The organism is Pseudomonas sp. 37 R 15 (assembly GCF_900004865.1).
Classification (GTDB): domain Bacteria; phylum Pseudomonadota; class Gammaproteobacteria; order Pseudomonadales; family Pseudomonadaceae; genus Aquipseudomonas; species Aquipseudomonas fluorescens_AM.
The window spans coordinates 15,508-36,285 of the sequence record NZ_CVTV01000059.1 but is presented as its reverse complement, the minus strand read 5'-3'; the positions used below and the strand labels follow the sequence as shown (position 1 = coordinate 36,285).

The following is a 20,778-nucleotide window of genomic DNA, read 5'->3' as shown; positions in this document are numbered from 1 at the left end:
ATCACCCCAGCAGGACGGTGCCATGAACGCTATTTCTCACCAGACCCACGCGTTGTCGATCAACCCGGCCAACGGCGAAACCGTCGGCAGCTACGCATATGAAAGCCAATCGCAGCTGGATGCCGCGCTCACCCGCTCCACCGCTGCCTTCCGCACCTGGCGCCGCCAGCCCGTAGGCCAGCGCGCCGAGTTGCTGTCGGCCCTGGCCGGTGCTCTGCGTGAGCAGGCCGAAGCGATGGCGCAGATGATCACCCTGGAAATGGGTAAACCCATCGCTCAGGCCCGCGCCGAAATCGAGAAGTGCGCGCAGCTCAGCGAGTGGTATGCGCAGCACGGTCCCGCCATGCTCGCGCCGGAACCGACCCTGGTAGACAACGGCAGCGCCCGGATTGAATACCGCCCGCTGGGGCCGATCCTTGCCGTGATGCCGTGGAACTTCCCGGTGTGGCAAGTGCTGCGCGGCGCCGTGCCGACTATGCTCGCCGGCAACACCTATGTGCTAAAACATGCGCCGAACGTCATGGGCAGCGCTTACCTGATCCAGCAGGCGTTCCAGAAGGCCGGCTTCGCTGCAGGCCTGTTCGAGGTCATCAACGTCACCACCGAAGGTGTGTCCAGCGCCATCGCCGACCCACGTATCGCCGCCGTCACCCTCACCGGCAGCGTGCGCGCCGGTATCGCCATCGGTTCCCAGGCCGGTGCCGCACTGAAAAAATGCGTGCTGGAACTGGGCGGCTCCGACCCGTTCATCGTGCTCAACGACGCCGACCTCGACGCCGCCGTACAGGCCGCGTTGATCGGTCGCTTCCAGAACAGCGGCCAAGTCTGCGCCGCCGCCAAGCGCCTGATCATCGAGGAAGGTGTGGTTGAAGCCTTTACCGCCAGGTTCCTCGAAGCCAGCCGCAACCTGGTGATGGGCGATCCAACCTCGCCTGCTACGTACATCGGCCCCATGGCACGCTTCGACCTGCGCGATGAGCTGCACGGTCAGGTCCAGGCCACCCTCAAAGAAGGTGCGACCCTGCTGCTGGGCGGCAACAAGGTGGCTGGCGCAGGCAACTATTACGAGCCCACCGTACTGGCTGACGTCACCGACCAGATGACCTCGTTCAAACAGGAACTGTTCGGCCCCGTCGCGTCCATCATTACTGCCCGCGACGCCGACCATGCGGTAGCGCTGGCCAACGACAGCGAGTTCGGCCTGACCGCCAGTATCTTCACCAACGACCCGGCGAAGGCGCAGGACATCGCCAACCAGTTGGACACCGGTGGGATCTTCGTCAACGCTTACAGCGTTTCCGACCCTCGGGTGGCATTTGGTGGCGTGAAGAAAAGCGGATTCGGCCGTGAGCTGTCGCACTTCGGCGTGCGCGAGTTCTGCAACGCGCAGACGGTGTGGCTCGACCGTCAATAAACAGCCCTGGCTTCAACACACATCAACTATGGGAGGGGGCTTGCCCCCGATGGCGGTGGATCAGCCAGACCTCTGTCAGTGACACACCGCTATCGGGGGCAAGCCCCCTCCCACAGTTGGATCCAGGCAGCCTCGGAGGCCGTACCTACCTTTAAGCAATCAGCGAATATGCCGCCGCACGCACTGCACCAACCCATCCAGTGCCTGCGACTTCACCGGCGCCAACACGCACACCGTGTGTTCACGCTCGCCCTCGGTCACGGTGAGCGTGTAATGCACCTGCCCCGGTTTGCCGGAGGGTTGAGTACTTTGCGGCAACTGAAAGAACTTCGACTGCTCGATCAGTTGCCGCAACTCCTGCTGGTCCTGCTCGGGCAGTGCTTCGAGCTCGACACTGCGAGGTGTGACCAAGCCCGGAAAATAAGCCGGGCCGCCGTTTTCCTTGATCGAGATTCGCATGGCTGTTCCTCACCGCCCAGGCGGCGTGTCAGACGTTGATACCCACCGCTTTCCACCCTTCCTTGACGGCCTTCTGCTCATCCTTGTTCGCGCCGTAGAGACGCCCGGCGATATCGTAAGTGATACGTGCAAAACGCAGAAACCCCGAGTTCGGCCGCAACCGCGCGTCGCGCAACGCGTCGTACCAGATGCGCCCGGCACGCTCCCAGGCAAAGCCGCCGATCCGGGTGGCAACCTGATAGAAGGCATGGTTGGGAATGCCGGAATTGATGTGCACGCCACCATTGTCGTCATAGGTTTGCACAAAGTCATCCATGTGGCCGGGCTGAGGGTCCTTGCCCAGCAGCTTGTCGTCAAATGCAGTGCCGGGGGCCTTCATCGAGCGCAGTGCAGTGCCTTTTATCTTTTTGGTAAACAACCCTTTGCCGATCAACCAATCGGCGTCCTCGGCCTTTTGTTTTAACGCGTACTGCTTGATCAGCGACCCGAACACATCCGACAGCGATTCGTTCAGCGCACCGGATTGATTGAAGTACATCAACTTGGCTTCATCCTCGGTGACCCCGTGGGCCAATTCATGCCCAATCACGTCGAGGGCCACGGTGAAGCGGTTGAACAGTTGCTGGTCGCCATCACCAAAGACCATCTGGGTCGAGTTCCAGAACGCATTGTTGTAGTCCTGGCCGAAGTGCACGGTGGCATCCAGCGCCATGCCGGCATCGTCGATGGAATTGCGATCGAACACCTGGTCGAAAAAGTCGAAGGTCGCCCCCAGGCCGTCGTAGGCCTCGTCCACCGCGGCATCACCGCTGGCGGGTTGCCCTTCGCCACGGATCAGCTTGCCGGGCAGGCTGTCGGTGTTGTCGGCGCTGTAGATCGAACGCTGTTTCTCGGCGCCCGCCGCCAGCGCCATGCGGGCCGGGCCTTTGGCGGGCACGGCGACCATGCGCAACGAGCGGAACGTGCTGTCCTTGGCACGCGTGCGCAGCGCAACCTCCCGTTGGGCTTTGTCACCGTGGCGCGCGATCTGGTCGAGCATGTACGGCGGGATCAGGCAGAAAATCGGATTTCGCGGTTGGCGAACACACATAAGCTGGCTCCTTTTTGGCGTGTGGTGAACGGCCGGTCAACGACTTCAGGATAGACGCGGGTCTGCCGCCTGGGCCAAATTGTCATGAAATCATGTTGCAGTCGTGTTTATCCAAGGCCCATCAGGAATACCCCATGCCCGCACGTCACGTCAAAATCGACCTGTCCTATCGCCCAAGGCTTGCCGACCTTCGCCCACTGATCACGCCCAGCCCATCCTTGCTGGAGGCCAGGGCTGCGACGCCGCGGGTTACCGCAGCCAAGGACCTGCAGGACCGGCGCGGCTACGCCGAGGATTTTCTCGGCAGCTTCGGTGTGCCCTGGCCCACCCTTGACTCGACCCTGGCAGGCGATGCCCAGCCCGGGCGCCTGGACTACACGCACTTTTCCATCAGTATGTCGCGCTCCCGACGCCTGGCACTGTATGTCGGCGTCAACATCGATGGCGACAAGCACGTGGATATCGTGCGCAGCAACGACACCTGGGCCTACGACGGCCGCCTGCCCCTCGACGCCCAGGTGGGCGAGGACCTCTACGCCGGCAATGGCCTGGACCGTGGTCATCTGGTGCGGCGCCAGGACCCCAACTGGGGAAACGAGGCGAACACCGCCAACCTCGACACCTTCCACTTCACCAACTGCTCGCCGCAGATGAGCGGCTTCAACCAGAAGACCTGGCTGGAACTGGAAGACTACATCCTCGACAACACCCAGCGCTGGAAAGCCCGCGCCAGCGTATTCAGCGGCCCGGTGTTTGGCGACGACGACCGCCTGTACCGTGGCGTGAAAATCCCCCAGGCGTTCTGGAAAGTCGTGGCCTACCTCAGCGACGACGGCAAACCCTCGGCCAGCGCGTACATGATCGACCAGCGCCGCGAGCTGGACCAACTGGACCTGGTATTCGGCCCGCTCAAAACCTACCGGCGCAGCGTGCTGCAGATCGAACAATTGACCGGTATCCGCTTCGGCAACCTGGCCGACTACGACGGTTTCAGCAACGAAGAGCGCGCCACGGGGACGCGGATCGAAGCGCTGATCCGGGGGCCGCAGGATATCCGACTCTGACCACGGCCCATTGTAGGAGCGAGCTTGCACGCGAAGCACCTTAGAGCACCGCGGCGCATCAGGCCGCTCGCGTTATCGTTGACGACCTTCGCGAGCAAGCTCGCTCCTACAGGCCGTGATCGACTACCATAGCGCCGCCGGTTCCCACACGGGACTAACAGGGAATTCGAAACGCCGCCCGCGACGTCAATCGAAACTGCCCCCGCAACTGTAGGTGCTGAGCCTGCTCCCCACTGCCACTGGACGTTGTCCGGGAAGGCCGGAGCGTGGCGACGACGCATCAGTCAGGAGACCTGCCGGCCAAGTGACTCACTAACCGGCGGGGTGTCCGGGAAGGACATCCGCGCCCTGCCAGACCTGCAGCGTTCGAAGGTGTGTTTCCGAGCCGTACCGCCCCTGCTTCACGTACGGTTCACCGGAGATTGCCCCATGCTGCTACGCGTTTCGGCCCTGATCACTGGCCTGGGCTTGTGTGCCCTGGCCCACGCCGCGCCTACTCACTACCCGCTGACGGTCGAGAACTGCGGCAACAGCCTCACCTTCCAGCAAGCCCCCGCGCGCAGCGTGACGATCGGCCAGGCCGCCACCGAGATGCTGTATGCGCTGGGAGTGGGCAATAAAGTGGTCGGTACTTCGCTGTGGTTCAACGATGTGCTGGGGCAGTACAAGGCGCAGAACGACAGCATCGAGCGCCTGGCCAATAACGAGCCGAGCTTCGAGGCGGTCATCGCCAAGCGCCCGCAACTGGTGGCCGCCGAGCTGGAATGGGTGGTCGGCCCTCAAGGCGTGGTGGGTACCCGCGAACAGTTTCACGAACTGAATATTCCCACCTACCTGCTGCCCTCCGACTGCGAAGGCAAGGACAATCTGGTCGGCGCCGACGGCACGCGGCTGGAGCCGTTTCGCATCGAGACGATCTACAAGAGCCTCAGCCAACTGGCCGAGATCTTCGACGTGCAAGCGCGCGGCCAGCAACTGACCGATGAACTCAAGGCGCGCCTGGCCAAGTCGATTGCCACCGCGCAGAGCAAAGGTTTGAAACAGGCCAGCGCGCTGGTGTGGTTCTCCAGCGCCGAAATGGCCAGCGACCCTTACGTGGCCGGCCACAAAGGGGTTCCGCAATTCATGCTGCAAACCCTCGGCCTGCGCAACGTGGTGCAATCGGATGAAGAATGGCCCGCCGTCGGCTGGGAAACCATCGCCAAGGCCAACCCTACCTTCCTGGTGATCGCGCGCATGGACCGCCGCCGCTACCCCGCCGACGACCATGAAAAGAAGCTGGCCTTCCTGCGTAGCGACCCGGTGACGCGCAACATGGACGCGGTGAAACACAACCGCATCATCATCCTCGACGCCCTCGCGCTGCAGGCCAGCCTGCGCACCTTCGACGGCCTGGAACAGCTGGCCGCCGCCATCGACGGCTACAACCTGCCGCAATGATACGGACCCTGCTCGCCCTCACGCTGCTGCTGATCGCCCTGCTTGCCGGTGTGGCCATCGGCGAAACCGCTATCTCGCCGCAGGTGGTGCTCCAGGTGCTCGCCAACAAACTGTGGGCGGCTGGCTATGTGCTCGATCCCATCGATGAAGGCGTGGTATGGAACTACCGCCTGACCCGCGCCCTGGTCGCCGGTGCCTGTGGTGCGGGCCTGGCGACTTGTGGGGTGATCCTGCAATCGTTGCTGCGCAACCCGTTGGCCGACCCGTATTTGCTGGGCATCAGCGCCGGCGCCTCGACCGGTGCGGTGCTGATTGCCTTGCTCGGGGTGGGCGGCGGTTTGATTTCGTTGTCGGCGGGCGCCTTTGTCGGCGCCATGGCCGCGTTTGCACTGGTGATCCTGCTGGCGCGGGCCAGCGGTTCCGCCAGCGGCACCGGCCAGATCATCCTCGCCGGCATCGCCGGTTCGCAGTTGTTCAATGCGCTCACCGCGTTCCTGATTACCAAATCCGCCAGCTCCGAACAGGCCCGCGGCATCATGTTCTGGCTGCTGGGCAACCTCAGCGGCGTGCGCTGGCCATCGGTGTGGCTGGCGGTGCCGGTGGCGGTCGCAGGGCTGGTGGTGTGCCTGTGGCACCGACGTGCATTGGATGCGTTTACCTTCGGCACCGATTCGGCGGCCTCGCTGGGCATCCCGGTGCGTCGCGTGCAGGTTGTGCTGGTGGGCTGCGCGGCAGTGGTCACGGCGGTGATGGTGTCGATTGTCGGTTCCATCGGGTTTGTCGGGCTGGTGATCCCCCATGCCGTGCGCTTGATGCTCGGCACCGGGCACTCGCGACTGCTGCCGGCCAGCGCCCTGGGCGGCGCCTTGTTCCTGATCGCGGCGGATGTGCTGTCGCGTACCTTGATCAAGGGCCAGGTGATTCCGGTGGGCGTGGTCACCGCGCTGGTCGGCGCGCCGGTGTTTGCGCTGATCCTGATCGGCCGGAGGAACGCGCGATGACGATACTGAGCTGCACCGCCCTGGGCTTCAAGGTGCGTGACGCCGAGTTGCTGCGCGATATTCATCTTGACGTGCAGTTGGGGGAAACCCTCGGCATCGTCGGGCCGAACGGTTCGGGCAAATCCACCCTGCTCAAGTTGCTCGCCGGCCTGCGCGCCCCGGCCAGCGGTGAAGTGCGCCTGGGCGGCAAGCGCCTGGGTGAATTGTCCCGCCGCGCCATCGCGCAGCAATTGGCCGTGGTGGAACAACAGGCCGACACCGACGACGCCATCCGCGTGTTCGACGCCGTGGCCCTGGGCCGCACGCCGTGGCTGTCGGCCCTGAGCCCGTGGTCCCATGAAGACGACAGCATCGTGCGCCAAGCCCTGCACGATGTGGACGCCACCCACCTGAGCCACCGCGCCTGGCGCAGCCTCTCGGGTGGCGAACGCCAGCGCGTGCACATCGCCCGCGCGCTGGCGCAACGGCCCCGGATCCTGTTGCTGGATGAACCGACCAATCACCTGGATATCCAGCATCAACTGACGATCCTCAAAGGTGTGCAGGCTTTGCCGGTCACCACCTTGATCGCCCTGCATGACCTGAACCAGGCACTGACCTGTGATCGCCTGGCCGTACTGGATCGTGGGCGCCTGGTGGCGCTGGGCACGCCGCTGCAGGTGCTGACGCCAGAGCGGTTAAACGAGACATTCGGGGTGCAGGGGCATTACCTGACGGACCCGTTCGACGGCGCGCAAATCCTGCGCCTGCGCTCCAGCTGAACCCTGTGACGGCGGCACAGCTGACAGTGATCCAAAGGTGGGAGGGGGCTTGCCCCCGATGGCGGTGTATCAGTAAAAGTCTCTGTAACTGACCCACCGCTATCGGGGGCAAGCCCCCTCCCACCTTTGATCACCACAGGCCGGTGCATAGGTGTCGCCTGCCCCACCGGGTTGGGCCGCTCATACCACCTTGATATGGGTAATTCCCACCACCTGCGCTTGTTCCAGGATTTCCTCCGGCGTCGCGTCCGCAGCAGGCAGGATCAAGCCGTTTTCCGCGTCGCCGAAGTGCAATTGCAGCAAATGCACTGCCGCTTCATGCACAGGCAACTCAGGCTGCTTGAGGTCGAATGTGTGAGTGCGCGGCTCATCATTGAACCGGTAGTTCAGGGTATAAGCATGCATGCGAGAATCCTTGTAATGGGAACACCTGATTAACCTGACTCAGCGATCAACTTTTTAGTTCCCACTCGATGCAGGTGCTGCGTTATCCAGGTGCGACTGTACGCCAGCACGCTGTCTGCCATCGCCAGCGGAAAATGAATGAAGCCATGGGCCGACTCCGGCAGCAGATGCGCCTCTGCCCCGCTCCAGCGCTCGGCGATCAGCAGCGTGTCGTCCTTGAGCGGGTCCAACTCGCCCACAAACATCAACGCCGGCGGCAGGCCGGATAAGTCGCCATACAAGGGTGACAGTGGCGGTTGTCGACGTGCTTCGTCGGTGATGCCCGGCGTGAGCAAGCGCAGCGCCGCGACCATTCCCGGCCCGTCCAGCAACAGCGTCTGCGGCCCGGCCGCGCGCACGCTTGGGGTGCCGGTCAAGTCGTACACCCCGTAGTACAACACCGCGCCACTGACGCGTTCGAGCAACGCCGCCCATTGCTTCAACGCCAGCAACGTCGCCGCCGCCAAGTGCCCGCCGGCCGACTCGCCGACAAAAAACACCGGCAGGCCGGCAAACTCCATGCAGTCCGCCAACAGCCAGCGCGCGGCGGTCAGGCAGTCTTCCAGCAGGCCCTCGACCGGGGTGTTGACCGCCAGCCGGTAGTCCACCGACACCACCGCCACGTCACAGGCGCGCACCATGCCCAGGTTGAGGTCGTCATTCATCTGCGCATTGCCGATCACCCAACCGCCGCCATGGATATCCAGCACCACGCCTTTTGGCGCACCGTCGGGCCGCATGATGCGCACCGGCACGCCGCCGACCAGCCTGCGCTCCACCACCGGGGCCTTCTTGAAACGCTGGCTGGTTTGCAGCAGCGCCTGGATCACACGCGGGGTGACGCGGTTGCGAATTTTAAAGCGCGGCATCCACGACAGCTTCTGATTGAAGCGACGCATCTGCGCCAGTTCGGCCTCGCTGGCGGGCCAGAGTTGGTAAGCCATCAACGGTTATTCCGCAAAATCGAGAAGTTCAACGCCGCGGCCACACACAGCCAGGCGAGGTAAGGGAACAGGATCAAGCCGGTAATCAGGTCCAGGCGCACCGCCAGCACCACCATCGCCGCCACGGTCAGCCACAGCAGCACAATGATCACCATCCCGGCGAGCGGGCGATGCGCGCCGAAGAACACCGGCGTCCACAGCGTGTTCAACGCAATCTGCGCCGCCCACAGGGCCAGCACTATTTCGCTGCCTGGGATCAGACTCAAGCGATAACCGGCCCAGGCCAACAGCAGGTAGATGATGGTCCACGCCACCGGGAACAGCCAATTGGGCGGGGTGAAGCTGGGCTTGACCAGGGATTCGTACCAGGCGCCGGGTTTGAAGATCACACCGGTACTGGCGGCGGCGGCGCAGGCGAGCAGGAAGATGAAAAAGGTCATGGTCGGTCCTTGAGGGGCAATGGTGGAAAGCAACGCTGTGTTTTTCAGTGACTCGAACGGGCGCGCATAAATTCCCTATACGCGGCAAAAATGACAGGCAGGCCATCTCTTCTACACGTCATGAAAAATGAGTAAGGTGGCCAAACCACCAAGAATTTGCATAGTTTCGACCACCTCATCAGAGCGCCCCTTCTTGGCTTCCAACCACCGCAGCACGCCCTGGTCAGTGTTTCTGATCTTCCTGCGCCTGGGCCTCACCTCCTTTGGCGGGCCGATTGCGCACCTGGGCTATTTTCGCGAAGAGTTCGTCACCCGCAGGCGTTGGCTAAGCGAGCGCAGCTATGCCGAACTGGTCGGCTTGTGCCAGTTCCTGCCCGGTCCGGCCAGCAGCCAGGTCGGCATCGCCTTGGGCCTGTCACGCGCGGGGTACGCTGGCGCCGCTGCGGCATGGGCCGGGTTCACCTTGCCGTCGGCTATCGCCCTGATCCTGTTTGCCTCGGGCTTGTCTCGTTATGGCGCCGCGCTTCCCGATGGCGTGCTGCATGGTCTTAAAGTCGTCGCCGTGGCGGTGGTGGCCCAGGCCGTGTGGGGCATGGCGCGCAACCTGTGTCGCGGCTGGGCGCGGATCACACTGATGCTGGGCGTCGCCTGCCTGGTACTGCTGGAACCTTCCGCCTGGGGCCAGGTCGGGGTGATCGCCACAGCGGGCGTGGCTGGCCTGCTGTTGTTCAAGCCCCAGACCCACGCCGAGCCCGACGCGCTGCCCATCACCATCAGCCGCCGCGCCGCAGTGGTATGGCTGGCGTTGTTCCTGCTGTTGCTGGTGGGCTTGCCGATCCTCGCCGATTGCGTAAGCAACCCCACGCTTACCCTGGTGGACGCCTTCTACCGCACCGGCTCACTGGTCTTCGGCGGCGGTCACGTGGTGTTGCCGTTGCTGCAAGCCCAGGTGGTGCCCACGCAATGGGTCAGCAACGATCTGTTTCTCGCGGGCTACGGCGCCACCCAAGCCGTGCCCGGCCCGCTGTTCACCTTCGCAGCTTTTCTCGGCGCCTCGATGAGCCACGCCCCGAGCGGCTGGCAGGGCGGCCTGATCGCCCTGCTGGCGATCTTCGCGCCGTCGTTTCTGCTGATCTTTGGCGCACTGCCTTTCTGGGCCGGCCTGCGCAGAAGCCTGCGCACGCAAGCCGCACTGGCCGGTGTGAATGCGGCGGTGGTCGGCCTGTTACTGGCAGCGCTGTATCAACCGGTGTGGACCAGCGCGATTTTCAGCGTCTACGACCTTGCCTTCGCCTTGCTCGCCCTGGCGGCGTTGATGGTCTGGAAGTTACCGCCATGGCTGGTAGTCGCGGCAAGTGCCGCCATCGGATACCTGCTCAGCCTGGCCGGCGGCTGAGATCAAAGGTGGGAGCTGTCGAGCCCCGGCGAGGCTGCGATGGGATCACCTCGGTCAACCGTCAAACCGCAGCCCGCGCATCGCCCAGGTCTCAGTCCGGCTCTACAATCCTGAGCCAGGGCCAGCGCGCCTGATAACTCCTGGCCTTTTCAGCAAACAATTGCGGCTCCGGATGCAGCGGGTTGATCCGCAGAACGCCATGCTCCACATCCGCCAACCCATAAGGCGCATACACCTCACCCGTGGCAACGTCCAAAGCGATGCACGTGCCCGCCACCAGATACCGGTCCACCCCCTGCCTGGCCGAGTGCAACTGCGGGTATGGCCGGCCAAAGCGCTGCCCATACCAGAGGTGCACGCGCGCCTGGTTCTTGACCTCCACGTTGACGCCCAGGTCCTGAAACAACGCCTCGGCCCTTCGAATCACCGCATCCTCCGCTTCGTAGGACAGGTTCTCATCGAAGTAAAACACGTCATAGTCCTTCACCCCGGCATCCGCTGGCCGCTGCGCCTGATGATTCCACACCGCCTGGAACAGACAGCCCGCCGTGAGCATGCACTGCGGCACGTCCAACGCCGGCAAGCGCGCGGTGATTTCGACGTTGATGGGGTTGGCCATGGCCAGGTCGAGGAAGGTGTTGACGGTCAATGTCATGGAAAGTCCTGGGTAATCAGTTCCGTGGGCTCGACTCTACAACAGCGCATTGAACGGTGACACCGCTCGCAACGCGACACCCGTATGATGCACGCCTGCACCCACGCACAACCGGAGCCCCGATGCCGCTGACCAAACGCGACTGCGCCCGCCTCGAACGGCAACTGATCGCCACCCTCACCGACGCCTGCGAAACCGCCAAAGCCGAAATCCCCGGCTTCGACTGGCTGACCCACACCGTCGACGACAGCGCCTTCCCCCAAAGCCTGCGCGTGACCTGGGTATTGGACACGCGCGCCAACAAGGCACTCGCCCTCAGCGGCGGTGCCGACCAACGCATGCGCGAACTGACCGCCACGGCGCTGCACGAAGCTGGCATCCCACCCTTGCCGATGGAGCGCTGCGTGCACTTTGATTGCGAAGAAGACTGCCGCCTGCAACACGCGGGCGACTGGCGTGCGCGGCTGGCGCGTCGCTAATCTGACCTGATGCCTGAGCCCGCAGGAAAAATCCCAACCCCCTGCAACGCCTTGCTCCCTTGCCTACGCATGGGTCAGAATTCGCCGGCTTGTGTGCTGGGGTGGCCGTTATTAAGGTGGCTCGGTCGCTGAATGTCTCGGCGATCGGGTTTAGTAGCCTGAAGGTTTATCCAAACAAAAGTGCATGAGCTGCATCAATCAGACATTCCTGTCTGTACTTGATGGCGGCTGTGCGCAGGGCACCTTCGGGTGCGCCGGCTTTCGTTTGGATTCCCCGGTCTACTAACCTGCGCACAGCTGCCACCCTTCTGTTTAGTAGCTAAAGGGCGGTAGCCACACTCAGGAATTCAAACATGCTATTCACCGTCGCCTCCAACGCCACCCACGAAACCCTCATCACCAACAGCTACGAAACCTTCACCAGCGTCAGCACCCTGCTGCTCGACCTGTCCGAAGACCTCAACGGCAAACACCGCGACATCGCGCTCGCGATCCACCAACTGAGCGAACTGGGCGTATTGCTCACTGCCCGATTGCTTGACCGCGAAGTGCCGTGCGCTGGCTGATTTTCAAGCACCCAACTCGAAAGCCCCTTTACTCGCCGAGTTGTTGTACGCACGTACGACGACTTGGCGATTTGCTTTTGATGGCTGGTTCGAATGACACAACTGCGGCAGTTTTCGGCCGAGAGCAATTCTCACGATAACTGCTTTTTGAACGCCAACGCATGACGTGGCATCTGGCAAAAAAAGGACCTCATTCGCACGCTAGGTATCGAGAAATTCAAACGAAGAGTTTTAGCAGATTCTCCAACAGCGCTTTAAACTCAGCGCGATCTGTATATCCGTAAAAATATTCGTCATTGACATGTAATTTCCAGCAGCAAAGGACGCTTGATGAGAACCCCACTACTCGCCCTGACTTTCGCAGCGCTATTGAGTGCATGCGCCATCCCTTACGAAACCCCGCAAGACCGCGCCAATATTGAACGTGACCTGAAGCTCAGCGCAGACGAAATCGTCACCATTACCGAATCCAACTGGTGCTTATTTCCCTATGGTGATTTGCACGTGTGTAGAGCCACGCAAGGCTTGGGTGTGCTGACGAAGAACAAGCTAGTGCTGGCCCTGTATAAGGGCGGTATTTACCAGCAAGCTGAAGTCATCAAAGCAAGTGATGTGCAGTGTGCCCACCTGCAAAGTGGCAGAGACGCAGCCGATACCTTCTACCTGTTCAGTGAACATTGGGCCGCCATGCTGGCGCCCATTACCGTAAGAGGTGCCTTGGCCCTCGACAAGAAAGCCCAGTTCCTGAGCGTGTTGGTGCCGCCGAGCACTGAGAGCTTCACGGCTGCGCAAGGCAATTTTATTCGGGTCACCGATCGCAAGAATTACTCGGCTGTGGCGGTACCAGGTACCAAAGCCTATGTAGGCACAAGCGAGAGTATTCGGGAGATTTTTAATCCGTGCACTCAGGGAAAGAATCGCTCAACCGCATCCTGAGTCCTGACCTTTCGAATGAAACAATCCCGGCAGCAGTTGAAGCGCAAGTAGTTCAATGCAGGCTCGATGCGGCGGGCGTGTAGAGCGCCAGCAGTGACAGACACAATGAAAAAGGCCGCAAGACTTTGAATCCCGCGCTCACCATCAGGCCGCAAGATGGCTCTGTTCATATCGCAGATGTGATGAGGAGGGATTCTTGGCTACTACCGGGATAAGCTACTGACTGGTAACTTTCGGTTATTTTATGCATGTCATCACCGGCTGCTCTGGGTCGAAAACAGTCACTCCTACCCGAAACGTCCACGGAGAATTGGCCCATGAAAACCGCCCTAATATCCGACACTCACAATCTTCTCCGCTCCGAAGCCATCGGCGCGCTCCAAGGCTGTGACCTGATCATCCACGCCGGCGACATCGGCAACCCGGACATCCTCGTCCAGTTGTCCAAAATTGCTCCCGTCCACGCCGTGCGCGGCAACAATGATCTCACCAGTCCATGGGCCAAAGACCTCCCCGACTTTCTGACCTGCACTCTCAACGGCTGGCACACTCTCCTTATCCACGACATCGCCGATGTCCCCGCCGATCTAGATCCAGACATAAAGCTCATCATCACCGGCCATTCTCACAAGCCGCGCATAGAATGGCGCGGTGATCGTCTATACGTGAACCCTGGTAGCGCCGGCCCTCGGCGTTTCAAATTGCCGGTCACGCTGGCAATTCTCGAGATACAACCCGACAGCATCGAGCCGCGCCTGATTTTCCTGCTGGATCCCCCCGCCTGAAATCGCTACGGTTACCGCGATCCAGAATAGGGAATCCACGCATGATCTGCAGCGCCAACAGTTGCGGCAGCGTTTTGTAGGAGGCGGTGTTTAATCACCTGGCGCCACCCGGTTTCGAAGCGGTAAGGGGCACAAAAGGGAACTCATTTATTTCTCAGAGGAAATGAGCGTTGGCCGAAGCTGCTGGGTGACTGGCAGCTATCGGCCAGAAGCAGTCATTCGGCAGGACAGGAACCTGTCAAGAAGCGACCCATTGCAAACCGTGAGAACAAAGCTCCACAGACAGCTAAAGTACGTACGCGGGCAAAAACTTAAAGATTTCCCAACCTAATAAGGGGAAAACATGGACATCTATTCTGAAACTGAAGAACAGAAGAACCCCACATGGGACGTCCGATTGACGGGGAAACTGGTCACTGCGGTATTCGGGGCGGCGCAGTGGAAGAAGGTGCACGCTAGCGTAAGATCCATGACAGACAGACCTGAGTTCTGCCACTACCATTACCACGAAGCCTTGGACATGATGAATGAATACATCGATTCCAAACTAAAGGAGACAGGCTTGTGGGGTGTCTACGAGGACTACGATGAGTTCAGTCATCTGATGCTGAAGATCAGGGCGAATATAACTGCCTTCGTCCAGAGTCTGCATGCCGTGGCGGATACTTGTTCCCACATGCTCTATTACTCCCTGGCGTTGGACAGGCTCCCCAGCCCCCTCAAGGAGCGAGACATCTATGCCAATAAGGTCCTCAAGCTCCTAGAGCAGCAACGTGATGAAGGGAGTCCCAATTACGACAATCTCTGTAAATTGTTCCGTGGGATCACAACTGGCGATGACTACAAGTACCTTAATGCCCTGACCAACACTTCAAAGCACCGCAGCATCGTCCGGCCAGAACTTAACGAGGACGCCACCGGCAGGAGGGAAGAGAAGTGGATTCTGTTCTTGGAGTCGTTTTGGTACGCAAAAGAGTTTTTTGAAAAAACCAACGCTCGCGAGTTCATGCAGAAAGAGCATGACCGTATTCAGCACCTCACCGTAAAGATTGGTGTGGAACTGAACGATGTCTTGAAGAAGCTCCAATCTTTTAAGCCCACAACCCCGGCTATTGAAAAAATCGGTGAAGAGTCTATATCGCAGCAGCCGTACGACCACCATGACTGTCTGACCGAAGTCAGCTCAAAGCCTTCATTAAAGAAAAAATACTAAACGGCTGCTTCTGGCCGAGAGCTACCTCTGCTGAAATCAGGAAACGGCCAAAGGTGGTCTGTGAGAAGCGTTCAGAAAAGCTCAAGACTACTCATCCTCTTGGGCATCGATGAGCGCTTTGAAGAGTTGATTATTCACATGCATAACGAAGTCATGGATATCTCTCATCATTGCTAGGACCGCAATGCTCGAGAATTCCTGTTCTTTGCCTTGGAGGCTTCTCCCGTTACGATGCACGATATCGTGCCGAAGAGCCACCGCACGATGAAGTCGCTCTTTAAGTTCAAGGTTTGGGAAAACCTGAATATTGAATGCAATCTCATAAAGCTGCTCAACTTTTCCCAGCCGATGATAGATCTGATCTCGCAAGTAGTCCTGGACACGTCTTTCTACCGTCAAACTCTCATTCCATGCTTCAAAAAGGGTGATCTTCTGAGAAGACAATTTTTCCTCTTTCAAGAGAAGATTCTCAGTTGCGCCTATCTCTTCTGCCACAAGTGCCATAAGTGTGTTGGCAAGGTAAGCCTCCATTGCGCTGATTAGTCCAGATAGCACCAGCTTATTAATTTCCGGAGCAGAGCTCTTGAGTAATCCTGATCCGCCAATACCATACGTATGCAGTACCTCAGTCATATGAGTGTAGCTCGACAAGAACTCGAATAGCGGATCGTCAGTCGACCGGACGTTATTCTGACCAGAGCTGGTGGCATTCGAATCGGAAAGTTCTGTGAGCTCACTGGAGAATACCTCCACATTTTGGTAGTCCACTAACGTGACTTCGTACCTGTAGGGAGTTTTTTTCACAGTTGCGTCGTAACGCTTTCCGCAATTGTCACAGTCAATCACAGCATTTCGAGTGGACGGCTTTTCAAGCCAGCTTGTGTCGGGAGCAGGTACTGAGGTCCGACTGGTGTGTGCACAACTAGGGCACTTAAACAGAACGACGGTGCTGAAAGGCATCGGAGACATCCGGAAAGAGACAATGAAGGGAGCACTACACAACCCTAGCTGAGTTCGGTAATGCCTTGAAAGTTTTGATACTCGATTGCGATGATCTCCATCCGTTGGAGTCAGTCTAAAAATAGACCTTCGAGAATACCCGCTTGGAGTTGAAACAGATTGAAGCCGAAGTCCGCTTCTGGCCGCAAGCCGCCCTTCATCTCAAGTCCAAACCACAGGAGATCTACAAAAGGAAGACAACAAACTCACGGCACCACTGGTCGAACTCCACTCAGGAACCGCTCTAGCAAGCCGATGACACGGGTAACAGCTTGCGCGGCTGCAGCCGCCAACCGAAACCGCAGACAGGGAAGTTTGGCCGTCTTTCACGCCCAACCCGGCGCACCTCAAACCTGTCATGAGTATCAACCCATGCTGCAAAAATCCCTGAGAGCCCAAATCCTCGCGCTGCTGAGCGCCAGCCTGCTGGCGATATTGCTGATTGCCTTGGCGTGCTTTCATTTTCTGTCCAACGGCGTGCATAACTACGCCAACCTGATCGAAGGCCCGCTGCGTACTTCGCAATTGATCGATGAGGCCAACCTGCAATTCAAGGTGCAGGTTCAGGAGTGGAAAAACGTATTGCTACGGGGCAAGCAGCCGGCCGACCTGGATAAATACTGGAAGCAATTCGAAGACCGTCAGCGCGACGTGCAGGGGATCCTCGGCGAACTGGCCAGCCAGAAAGGCCTGGACGGCGAACTCAAGGCTCGCATCGAACGTCTGCGTGACGAACACCGTCAGTTGGGCAGCGGTTACCAGAAAGGTCGCGATGCCTATATCGCCGCCGGTGCAGACCCCGCCGCAGGCGACGCCGCCGTCAAAGGTGTGGACCGCGCCACCAGCGATCAGATGAGCGAACTGGTCAGCGAACTGCGCAAGCAGGACACCGAGCAATCGATGCTGATCAACGCCGCAGCCGAGCGCACGGTGATGGTGGGCACTGTCGTGATGCTCGCTTCGGGGCTGTTGATCGGCCTGTTGAGCCTTTGGTTGATCAACCGCAACCTGGTGACCCCATCCGCAAGCTGATCGACTACGTGGAGCAACTGAGCCGCGGCAAATTTGCCGAACGCGTGGCCAGCGCCCGGGAAGACGAGTTAGGCAAACTGGCCGTGGCCGCCAACACTTTGCGCGATTTTCTTGCCGAAACCTTCAGCCGCCTGCAGCGCAGCGCCCATGACCTGGACAGCGCCAGTGGCGAGCTGAGCGCCATCGCCGGCCTCATCGCCAGCGGCACCAACGAGCAGTTCAACCGTACCGATCAAGTGGCGACGGCGATGAACGAAATGTCCGCCACCGCCCAGGAAGTGGCACGTCATGCGGCCGATGCCGCACGGGCGGCCGATGATGCCGACCAGTCCGCGCAGCAGGGCGAAAAAGTCATGAGCAATACCATTCACACCATCACCCAGATGCGTGGCGAGATCGTCAACACCGCCACCGTTATTCGTCGTCTGGAAACCGACAGCGGTCGCATCAGCAAGGTGCTGGAGGTCATTCGCGGCATCGCCGAACAGACTAACTTGCTGGCACTGAACGCGGCGATCGAAGCGGCCCGTGCAGGTGACGCAGGCCGCGGTTTTGCCGTAGTCGCAGACGAGGTGCGCAGCCTGGCTCAGCGTACGGCCACATCGATCATCGAGATCAATCAGATCATCCAGACCGTGCAAACCGGCGCGGAAGACGCGGCCAAGGCGATTGAAAGCGGCCAGACGCGCAGTGAAGAAAGTGTCGCGCAAGTGAATCAGCCCGGCGCCATGCTGGAGCGCATCACCCATGCGGTGGAAGCCATTCGCGACATGAACCGTCAGATTGCCACCGCCGCCGAAGAGCAAACCTCTGTGGCCGAAGACATCTCGCGCAACCTCACCGAAATAACCTCGATTGCCAGTACTAACCTGGACAATGTGCAACGCACCGAAGCGGCAAGTCACAACCTTCACGGGTTGTCTGGGCAGTTGAACGAAGTGACGGCACGCCTGAGTGCCTAGCTAATAGCTGATAGCAAGGACGCCTCCCCCATGGACCTCCAACAAATCAAACACCACCTGGCCCGCCCCACACTGAAACTCACCGCCGGGGGCTTCCGCCCTCTCGGTAGCGACGAAGAAAGCTGGCTAGGTAATGTCTTCCTGTTCCGTCCCGATGAAGGCGTGCCGGTCAATCAGGCAGGGCAGCCGTTGCTGCCCTATGCCCAGCTCTACCTGCCCGCCCTGCCCTTCATCAGCCCGTTACTGACGGGAGTGCGTGTGCTGACGGTATTTATTTCGAACCCGTTTCCCGAACCCTTTGAGCCCATGGGCGACAACTGGGTGATCCGCGAATACGGGCCACAGGATGTGTTGGTGCGCAAGGTGCTGCCGGTGGAGGGTGCGTTTCTCAAAGCCTTCGCGCTGAACGCCCAGGTTGTGCCGGAGGACTTTCCGCTGTGGGATGGTGGCGGTGTGCCGGCTGATGTTGAGCAGGCGATACTCGAGCTGCAACGCGCAGGTGAACTACAGAGCTACTATGACCTGGTCACTCACACCTACGAGCACAAAATCGGCGGCTATCCGTCGTTTTGCCAGTCAGGGGTAGATCCGGGCGAAGGCTTCGAGTTTGTCTTCCAGATTTCGTCGGATGCGAAGATCAATCTGAATGTGGTCGACAACGGAAGCCTGATGTTCTGGAAGCACGTCGAGACTGGGGAATGGGCGTTTTATTATGATTTTTACTGAGACTAGGGGAAGCGCAAGCACCTGTCTGCGAGCCCGCATGAAGGAGAGCCAATGTCTACAAATGCGGCTGCGTTCTTCCAAAAACAGACTTAAACAATTTGTCTGTAAACCATGAGCGCCTTAGCATCCATGCAAATAACGGATCGTTGAAAGGCCCCTCATGCACCTTCATGGACTGAAAGCTCTATTACCGTGGTCACTGCTCGTCATGATGTGTTGCGCCGACGCCGCCACAGTGGCTGCGAGCGACAAAGCGGTAAGCCTCTTCGAAGCGCAACAATACCAGGCGACGATTGAGGAAGCGGACCGCGTGCTTCAAACCGACCCGGCCAACCCCGAGGTCTTGAATATCAAGGCGCTGGCAGTCTCCGCGCTGGGCGATGACCGCACCGCGATCCGCCTGGTTACCCAGGCACTGGAGGCGGCTCAACAGAATGGCCAGGTATCCATCGCACAACAGGCGACCTATTGGAACAACCTCGGTTATTTGCACGAACGACAACGCAATCTGGACATTGCCCTTGGCTACTATGAAAAAGCCTTGAAAATGCGCCTCGCGGTCCTGGGCGCAGATGACCTGCTGATTGCCGATACCTATAACAACATCGGTACCGCGCAGAGCAAACTGGGCCGATATGAAGAGGCCTTCGAAAACCTGCGCAAAAATCTCGCGCTGAGAAAGCGGATAGTGGGAGACCACGACGCTTCGGTCGCCGTGTCACTGAACAACCTGGGCAATGCCTATAACCTCCAGGGCAACCACCAGGCCGCGTTGCCGTTTTTTCAGCAGGCACTGGACATCGACATGGCCCTGCACGGCCCCCGGCATCCGACGGTCGCCATCCGCTGGAACAACCTCGGCGACGCCTATCGCGGCCTGGGTCAGTACGACAAAGCTGTAGCCTTCCTGACCAAGGCGCTGAACAGTGACCGCGCGACGTTCGGGGAGAACCACCCCAAAGTAATTTTGCGCTACTTCAACCTTGCACGGGTCTACGAGGCTGAAGGCGCCACCGCCAAGGCGCGCGAGGCCTATACAAAAGCGCTCCAGATACTCAGGCAGGTCGACCCCGAAGACGTTGCGCAAATCCGCTACTTCGAGGAAAAACTGCGAACGCTGGAAGGCTAGTGAAAATCGAGTCGACCCGATTTGATTAATGCCGGTCTGACCCTGATTTTCAGAAATGTGATCGCTTATCTCCGAGCAGGCACGAAGGAAAACCAATGTCCGCCGAAATCGAAAAATACCTGCAGATCAACGCCGAGATCGAACGATCCTACAAACAAGCGCTGCGCAACAAACGCCAGCAAACTCGAGCAGGCAAGGATGCCCGGCTCGACAGAGCCTACTTCAGGTTCGCCCTGGTCGGGCCGTCGGTTCTGGCCATACCGCTGACCATTATTGGCAAATGGGCTCAAGCCTATTGGCTGTACAACGTGAGTGCGGGACTGATCGCGGTATCTTACCTGGCGATGTTTTTCTACCCGCTGCTGGGGGTGTTGCTCTACCGCCACTCGCTGAAAAAAGCGATCACTGCGCCCTTCGCCAATTTGCTGGAATTGAACGTCAAAACCCTGATGCAGGTAGAGGCTCGCTATTTACCGGACCTGGCAGCCCTCTCGCGCGAGACGTTGAAGCTGGGTGCGCTGGAACTTAAAAGCGAGCGCGACAGCCTGGAAAAACGCACGCATATGGTGACGGGCGCGCTGGAGAAGGTCGGCATTCTCCCGGGCTTATTGGCGCTCATCGTCGCCCTTTCAAGTCTGGACGAAATGCTGGTCAGGGTCGGCATTGCCGAGCGTACGGAGTGGTTATTGGCGATAGCGGCGACCAATACCTTTTTCTTCGTAATGTGCTGCTACGTGCAATTCATGATTGTGCGCTACGAGCGCATGATCGCCCTCACCGAGCTGGCCGTGGACTGCAAGGACCGGCAGACAACGTGAGCGTTGCCTTGAGTGGGTTCCCTGA

The 20,778-nt window shown here is 59.8% G+C and carries 21 protein-coding genes, 2 pseudogenes and 1 riboswitch; of the genes and pseudogenes, 16 read left to right on the top strand and 7 right to left on the bottom strand.

Translation table 11 applies throughout. From position 1 onward, the window contains the following. The first annotated feature begins 22 nt into the window (after positions 1 to 22). Entirely contained in the window at positions 23 to 1,414 is a 1,392-nt protein-coding gene (locus BFQ04_RS23800; RefSeq protein ID WP_065952899.1) for an aldehyde dehydrogenase family protein, read from the top strand. Between the two features lie 159 nt (positions 1,415 to 1,573). On the opposite strand, the gene BFQ04_RS23795 is transcribed toward BFQ04_RS23800, so the two are convergent. Both BFQ04_RS23795 and BFQ04_RS23790 read right to left on the bottom strand, forming a co-directional pair. Further along, positions 1,574 to 1,873, bottom strand: a complete 300-nt coding sequence (locus BFQ04_RS23795) for a protealysin inhibitor emfourin (protein WP_065952898.1) — start codon at positions 1,871 to 1,873, stop codon at positions 1,574 to 1,576. Positions 1,874 to 1,901: 28 nt separating this feature from the next. Continuing rightward, positions 1,902 to 2,963 carry a M4 family metallopeptidase gene (locus BFQ04_RS23790; protein ID WP_065952897.1) on the bottom strand — a complete coding sequence of 354 codons (1,062 nt, stop codon included), beginning with the start codon at positions 2,961 to 2,963 and terminating at the stop codon, positions 1,902 to 1,904. A 134-nt stretch (positions 2,964 to 3,097) separates the two neighbouring features. Between BFQ04_RS23790 and BFQ04_RS23785 the strand changes: the two genes are divergently transcribed. From BFQ04_RS23785 to BFQ04_RS23770, 4 genes are all read left to right on the top strand, one after another. After that, a complete protein-coding gene (locus BFQ04_RS23785; protein ID WP_065952896.1) occupies positions 3,098 to 4,027 on the top strand; it encodes a DNA/RNA non-specific endonuclease in 930 nt (309 codons plus the stop codon). A 121-nt stretch (positions 4,028 to 4,148) separates the two neighbouring features. Beyond that, a riboswitch (cobalamin riboswitch) is annotated at positions 4,149 to 4,343 on the top strand. A gap of 113 nt (positions 4,344 to 4,456) precedes the next feature. Then, positions 4,457 to 5,467 (top strand): ABC transporter substrate-binding protein, encoded by a 1,011-nt coding sequence (locus BFQ04_RS23780; protein WP_065952895.1) that lies wholly within the window; start codon positions 4,457 to 4,459, stop codon positions 5,465 to 5,467. Then, on the top strand, positions 5,464 to 6,468 hold the full coding sequence (locus BFQ04_RS23775) for a FecCD family ABC transporter permease (RefSeq protein ID WP_065952894.1): 1,005 nt from the start codon (positions 5,464 to 5,466) through the stop codon (positions 6,466 to 6,468). Before BFQ04_RS23780 ends, BFQ04_RS23775 begins: the two co-directional genes overlap by 4 nt. Then, complete coding sequence (locus BFQ04_RS23770) at positions 6,465 to 7,229, top strand: ABC transporter ATP-binding protein (protein ID WP_065952893.1); 765 nt, start codon at positions 6,465 to 6,467, stop codon at positions 7,227 to 7,229. The genes BFQ04_RS23775 and BFQ04_RS23770 overlap by 4 nt, the downstream gene beginning before the upstream one ends. Before the next feature lie 180 nt (positions 7,230 to 7,409). Here BFQ04_RS23770 and BFQ04_RS23765 read toward each other — a convergent pair whose 3' ends face one another. From BFQ04_RS23765 to BFQ04_RS23755, 3 genes are read right to left on the bottom strand one after another with little or no spacing between them, the layout of a single operon-like run. After that, entirely contained in the window at positions 7,410 to 7,634 is a 225-nt protein-coding gene (locus BFQ04_RS23765; RefSeq protein ID WP_065952892.1) for a hypothetical protein, read from the bottom strand. Positions 7,635 to 7,663: 29 nt separating this feature from the next. Continuing rightward, positions 7,664 to 8,617, bottom strand: coding sequence for an alpha/beta hydrolase (locus tag BFQ04_RS23760; RefSeq protein ID WP_065952891.1), 954 nt, complete (start codon positions 8,615 to 8,617; stop codon positions 7,664 to 7,666). Beyond that, complete coding sequence (locus BFQ04_RS23755) at positions 8,617 to 9,057, bottom strand: tryptophan-rich sensory protein TspO (protein ID WP_065952890.1); 441 nt, start codon at positions 9,055 to 9,057, stop codon at positions 8,617 to 8,619. The genes BFQ04_RS23760 and BFQ04_RS23755 overlap by 1 nt, the downstream gene beginning before the upstream one ends. Positions 9,058 to 9,250: 193 nt before the next feature. Here BFQ04_RS23755 and chrA point away from each other — a divergent pair, with 193 nt between their 5' ends. Next, the gene (chrA, locus tag BFQ04_RS23750) at positions 9,251 to 10,453 is read left to right on the top strand and encodes a chromate efflux transporter (protein WP_065952889.1); all 1,203 of its coding nucleotides are present in this window, start codon (positions 9,251 to 9,253) and stop codon (positions 10,451 to 10,453) included. Between the two features lie 91 nt (positions 10,454 to 10,544). Here the strand turns inward: chrA and BFQ04_RS23745 are convergent, their stop codons facing one another. Continuing rightward, complete coding sequence (locus BFQ04_RS23745; RefSeq protein WP_065952888.1) at positions 10,545 to 11,108, bottom strand: nucleotidyltransferase family protein; 564 nt, start codon at positions 11,106 to 11,108, stop codon at positions 10,545 to 10,547. 122 nt (positions 11,109 to 11,230) lie between these two features. Between BFQ04_RS23745 and BFQ04_RS23740 the strand changes: the two genes are divergently transcribed. The 6 genes and pseudogenes from BFQ04_RS23740 (at position 11,231) to BFQ04_RS23720 (ending at position 15,087) form a co-directional block, all read left to right on the top strand. After that, positions 11,231 to 11,587, top strand: coding sequence for a hypothetical protein (locus BFQ04_RS23740; protein WP_065952887.1), 357 nt, complete (start codon positions 11,231 to 11,233; stop codon positions 11,585 to 11,587). 353 nt (positions 11,588 to 11,940) lie between these two features. Further along, positions 11,941 to 12,153 carry a DUF6124 family protein gene (locus tag BFQ04_RS23735; RefSeq protein ID WP_057721507.1) on the top strand — a complete coding sequence of 71 codons (213 nt, stop codon included), beginning with the start codon at positions 11,941 to 11,943 and terminating at the stop codon, positions 12,151 to 12,153. Positions 12,154 to 12,483: 330 nt separating this feature from the next. Continuing rightward, the gene (locus tag BFQ04_RS23730) at positions 12,484 to 13,089 is read left to right on the top strand and encodes a hypothetical protein (RefSeq protein WP_065952886.1); all 606 of its coding nucleotides are present in this window, start codon (positions 12,484 to 12,486) and stop codon (positions 13,087 to 13,089) included. A gap of 317 nt (positions 13,090 to 13,406) precedes the next feature. Beyond that, a complete protein-coding gene (locus BFQ04_RS23725) occupies positions 13,407 to 13,874 on the top strand; it encodes a metallophosphoesterase family protein (RefSeq protein WP_065952885.1) in 468 nt (155 codons plus the stop codon). 41 nt (positions 13,875 to 13,915) lie between these two features. Next, positions 13,916 to 13,996: pseudogene (locus tag BFQ04_RS30545) on the top strand (arsenate reductase ArsC); the annotation flags it as partial. A 221-nt stretch (positions 13,997 to 14,217) separates the two neighbouring features. Then, positions 14,218 to 15,087, top strand: coding sequence for a hypothetical protein (locus tag BFQ04_RS23720; RefSeq protein ID WP_065952884.1), 870 nt, complete (start codon positions 14,218 to 14,220; stop codon positions 15,085 to 15,087). A gap of 87 nt (positions 15,088 to 15,174) precedes the next feature. Here BFQ04_RS23720 and BFQ04_RS29790 read toward each other — a convergent pair whose 3' ends face one another. Beyond that, the gene (locus tag BFQ04_RS29790) at positions 15,175 to 15,720 is read right to left on the bottom strand and encodes a hypothetical protein (RefSeq protein ID WP_175413315.1); all 546 of its coding nucleotides are present in this window, start codon (positions 15,718 to 15,720) and stop codon (positions 15,175 to 15,177) included. 738 nt (positions 15,721 to 16,458) lie between these two features. On the opposite strand from BFQ04_RS29790, the pseudogene BFQ04_RS23710 reads away from it, so the two are divergent. The 4 genes and pseudogenes from BFQ04_RS23710 to BFQ04_RS23695 all read left to right on the top strand — a co-directional run bounded on the left by BFQ04_RS23710 (position 16,459) and on the right by BFQ04_RS23695 (position 20,753). Continuing rightward, positions 16,459 to 18,080, top strand: a pseudogene (locus BFQ04_RS23710) (methyl-accepting chemotaxis protein). A 30-nt stretch (positions 18,081 to 18,110) separates the two neighbouring features. Further along, the gene (locus BFQ04_RS23705; RefSeq protein ID WP_065952882.1) at positions 18,111 to 18,806 is read left to right on the top strand and encodes a DUF1963 domain-containing protein; all 696 of its coding nucleotides are present in this window, start codon (positions 18,111 to 18,113) and stop codon (positions 18,804 to 18,806) included. A gap of 208 nt (positions 18,807 to 19,014) precedes the next feature. Then, the gene (locus BFQ04_RS23700; RefSeq protein WP_256544616.1) at positions 19,015 to 19,935 is read left to right on the top strand and encodes a tetratricopeptide repeat protein; all 921 of its coding nucleotides are present in this window, start codon (positions 19,015 to 19,017) and stop codon (positions 19,933 to 19,935) included. 95 nt (positions 19,936 to 20,030) lie between these two features. Beyond that, complete coding sequence (locus BFQ04_RS23695; RefSeq protein WP_065952880.1) at positions 20,031 to 20,753, top strand: hypothetical protein; 723 nt, start codon at positions 20,031 to 20,033, stop codon at positions 20,751 to 20,753. The last annotated feature ends 25 nt before the right edge of the window (positions 20,754 to 20,778 follow it).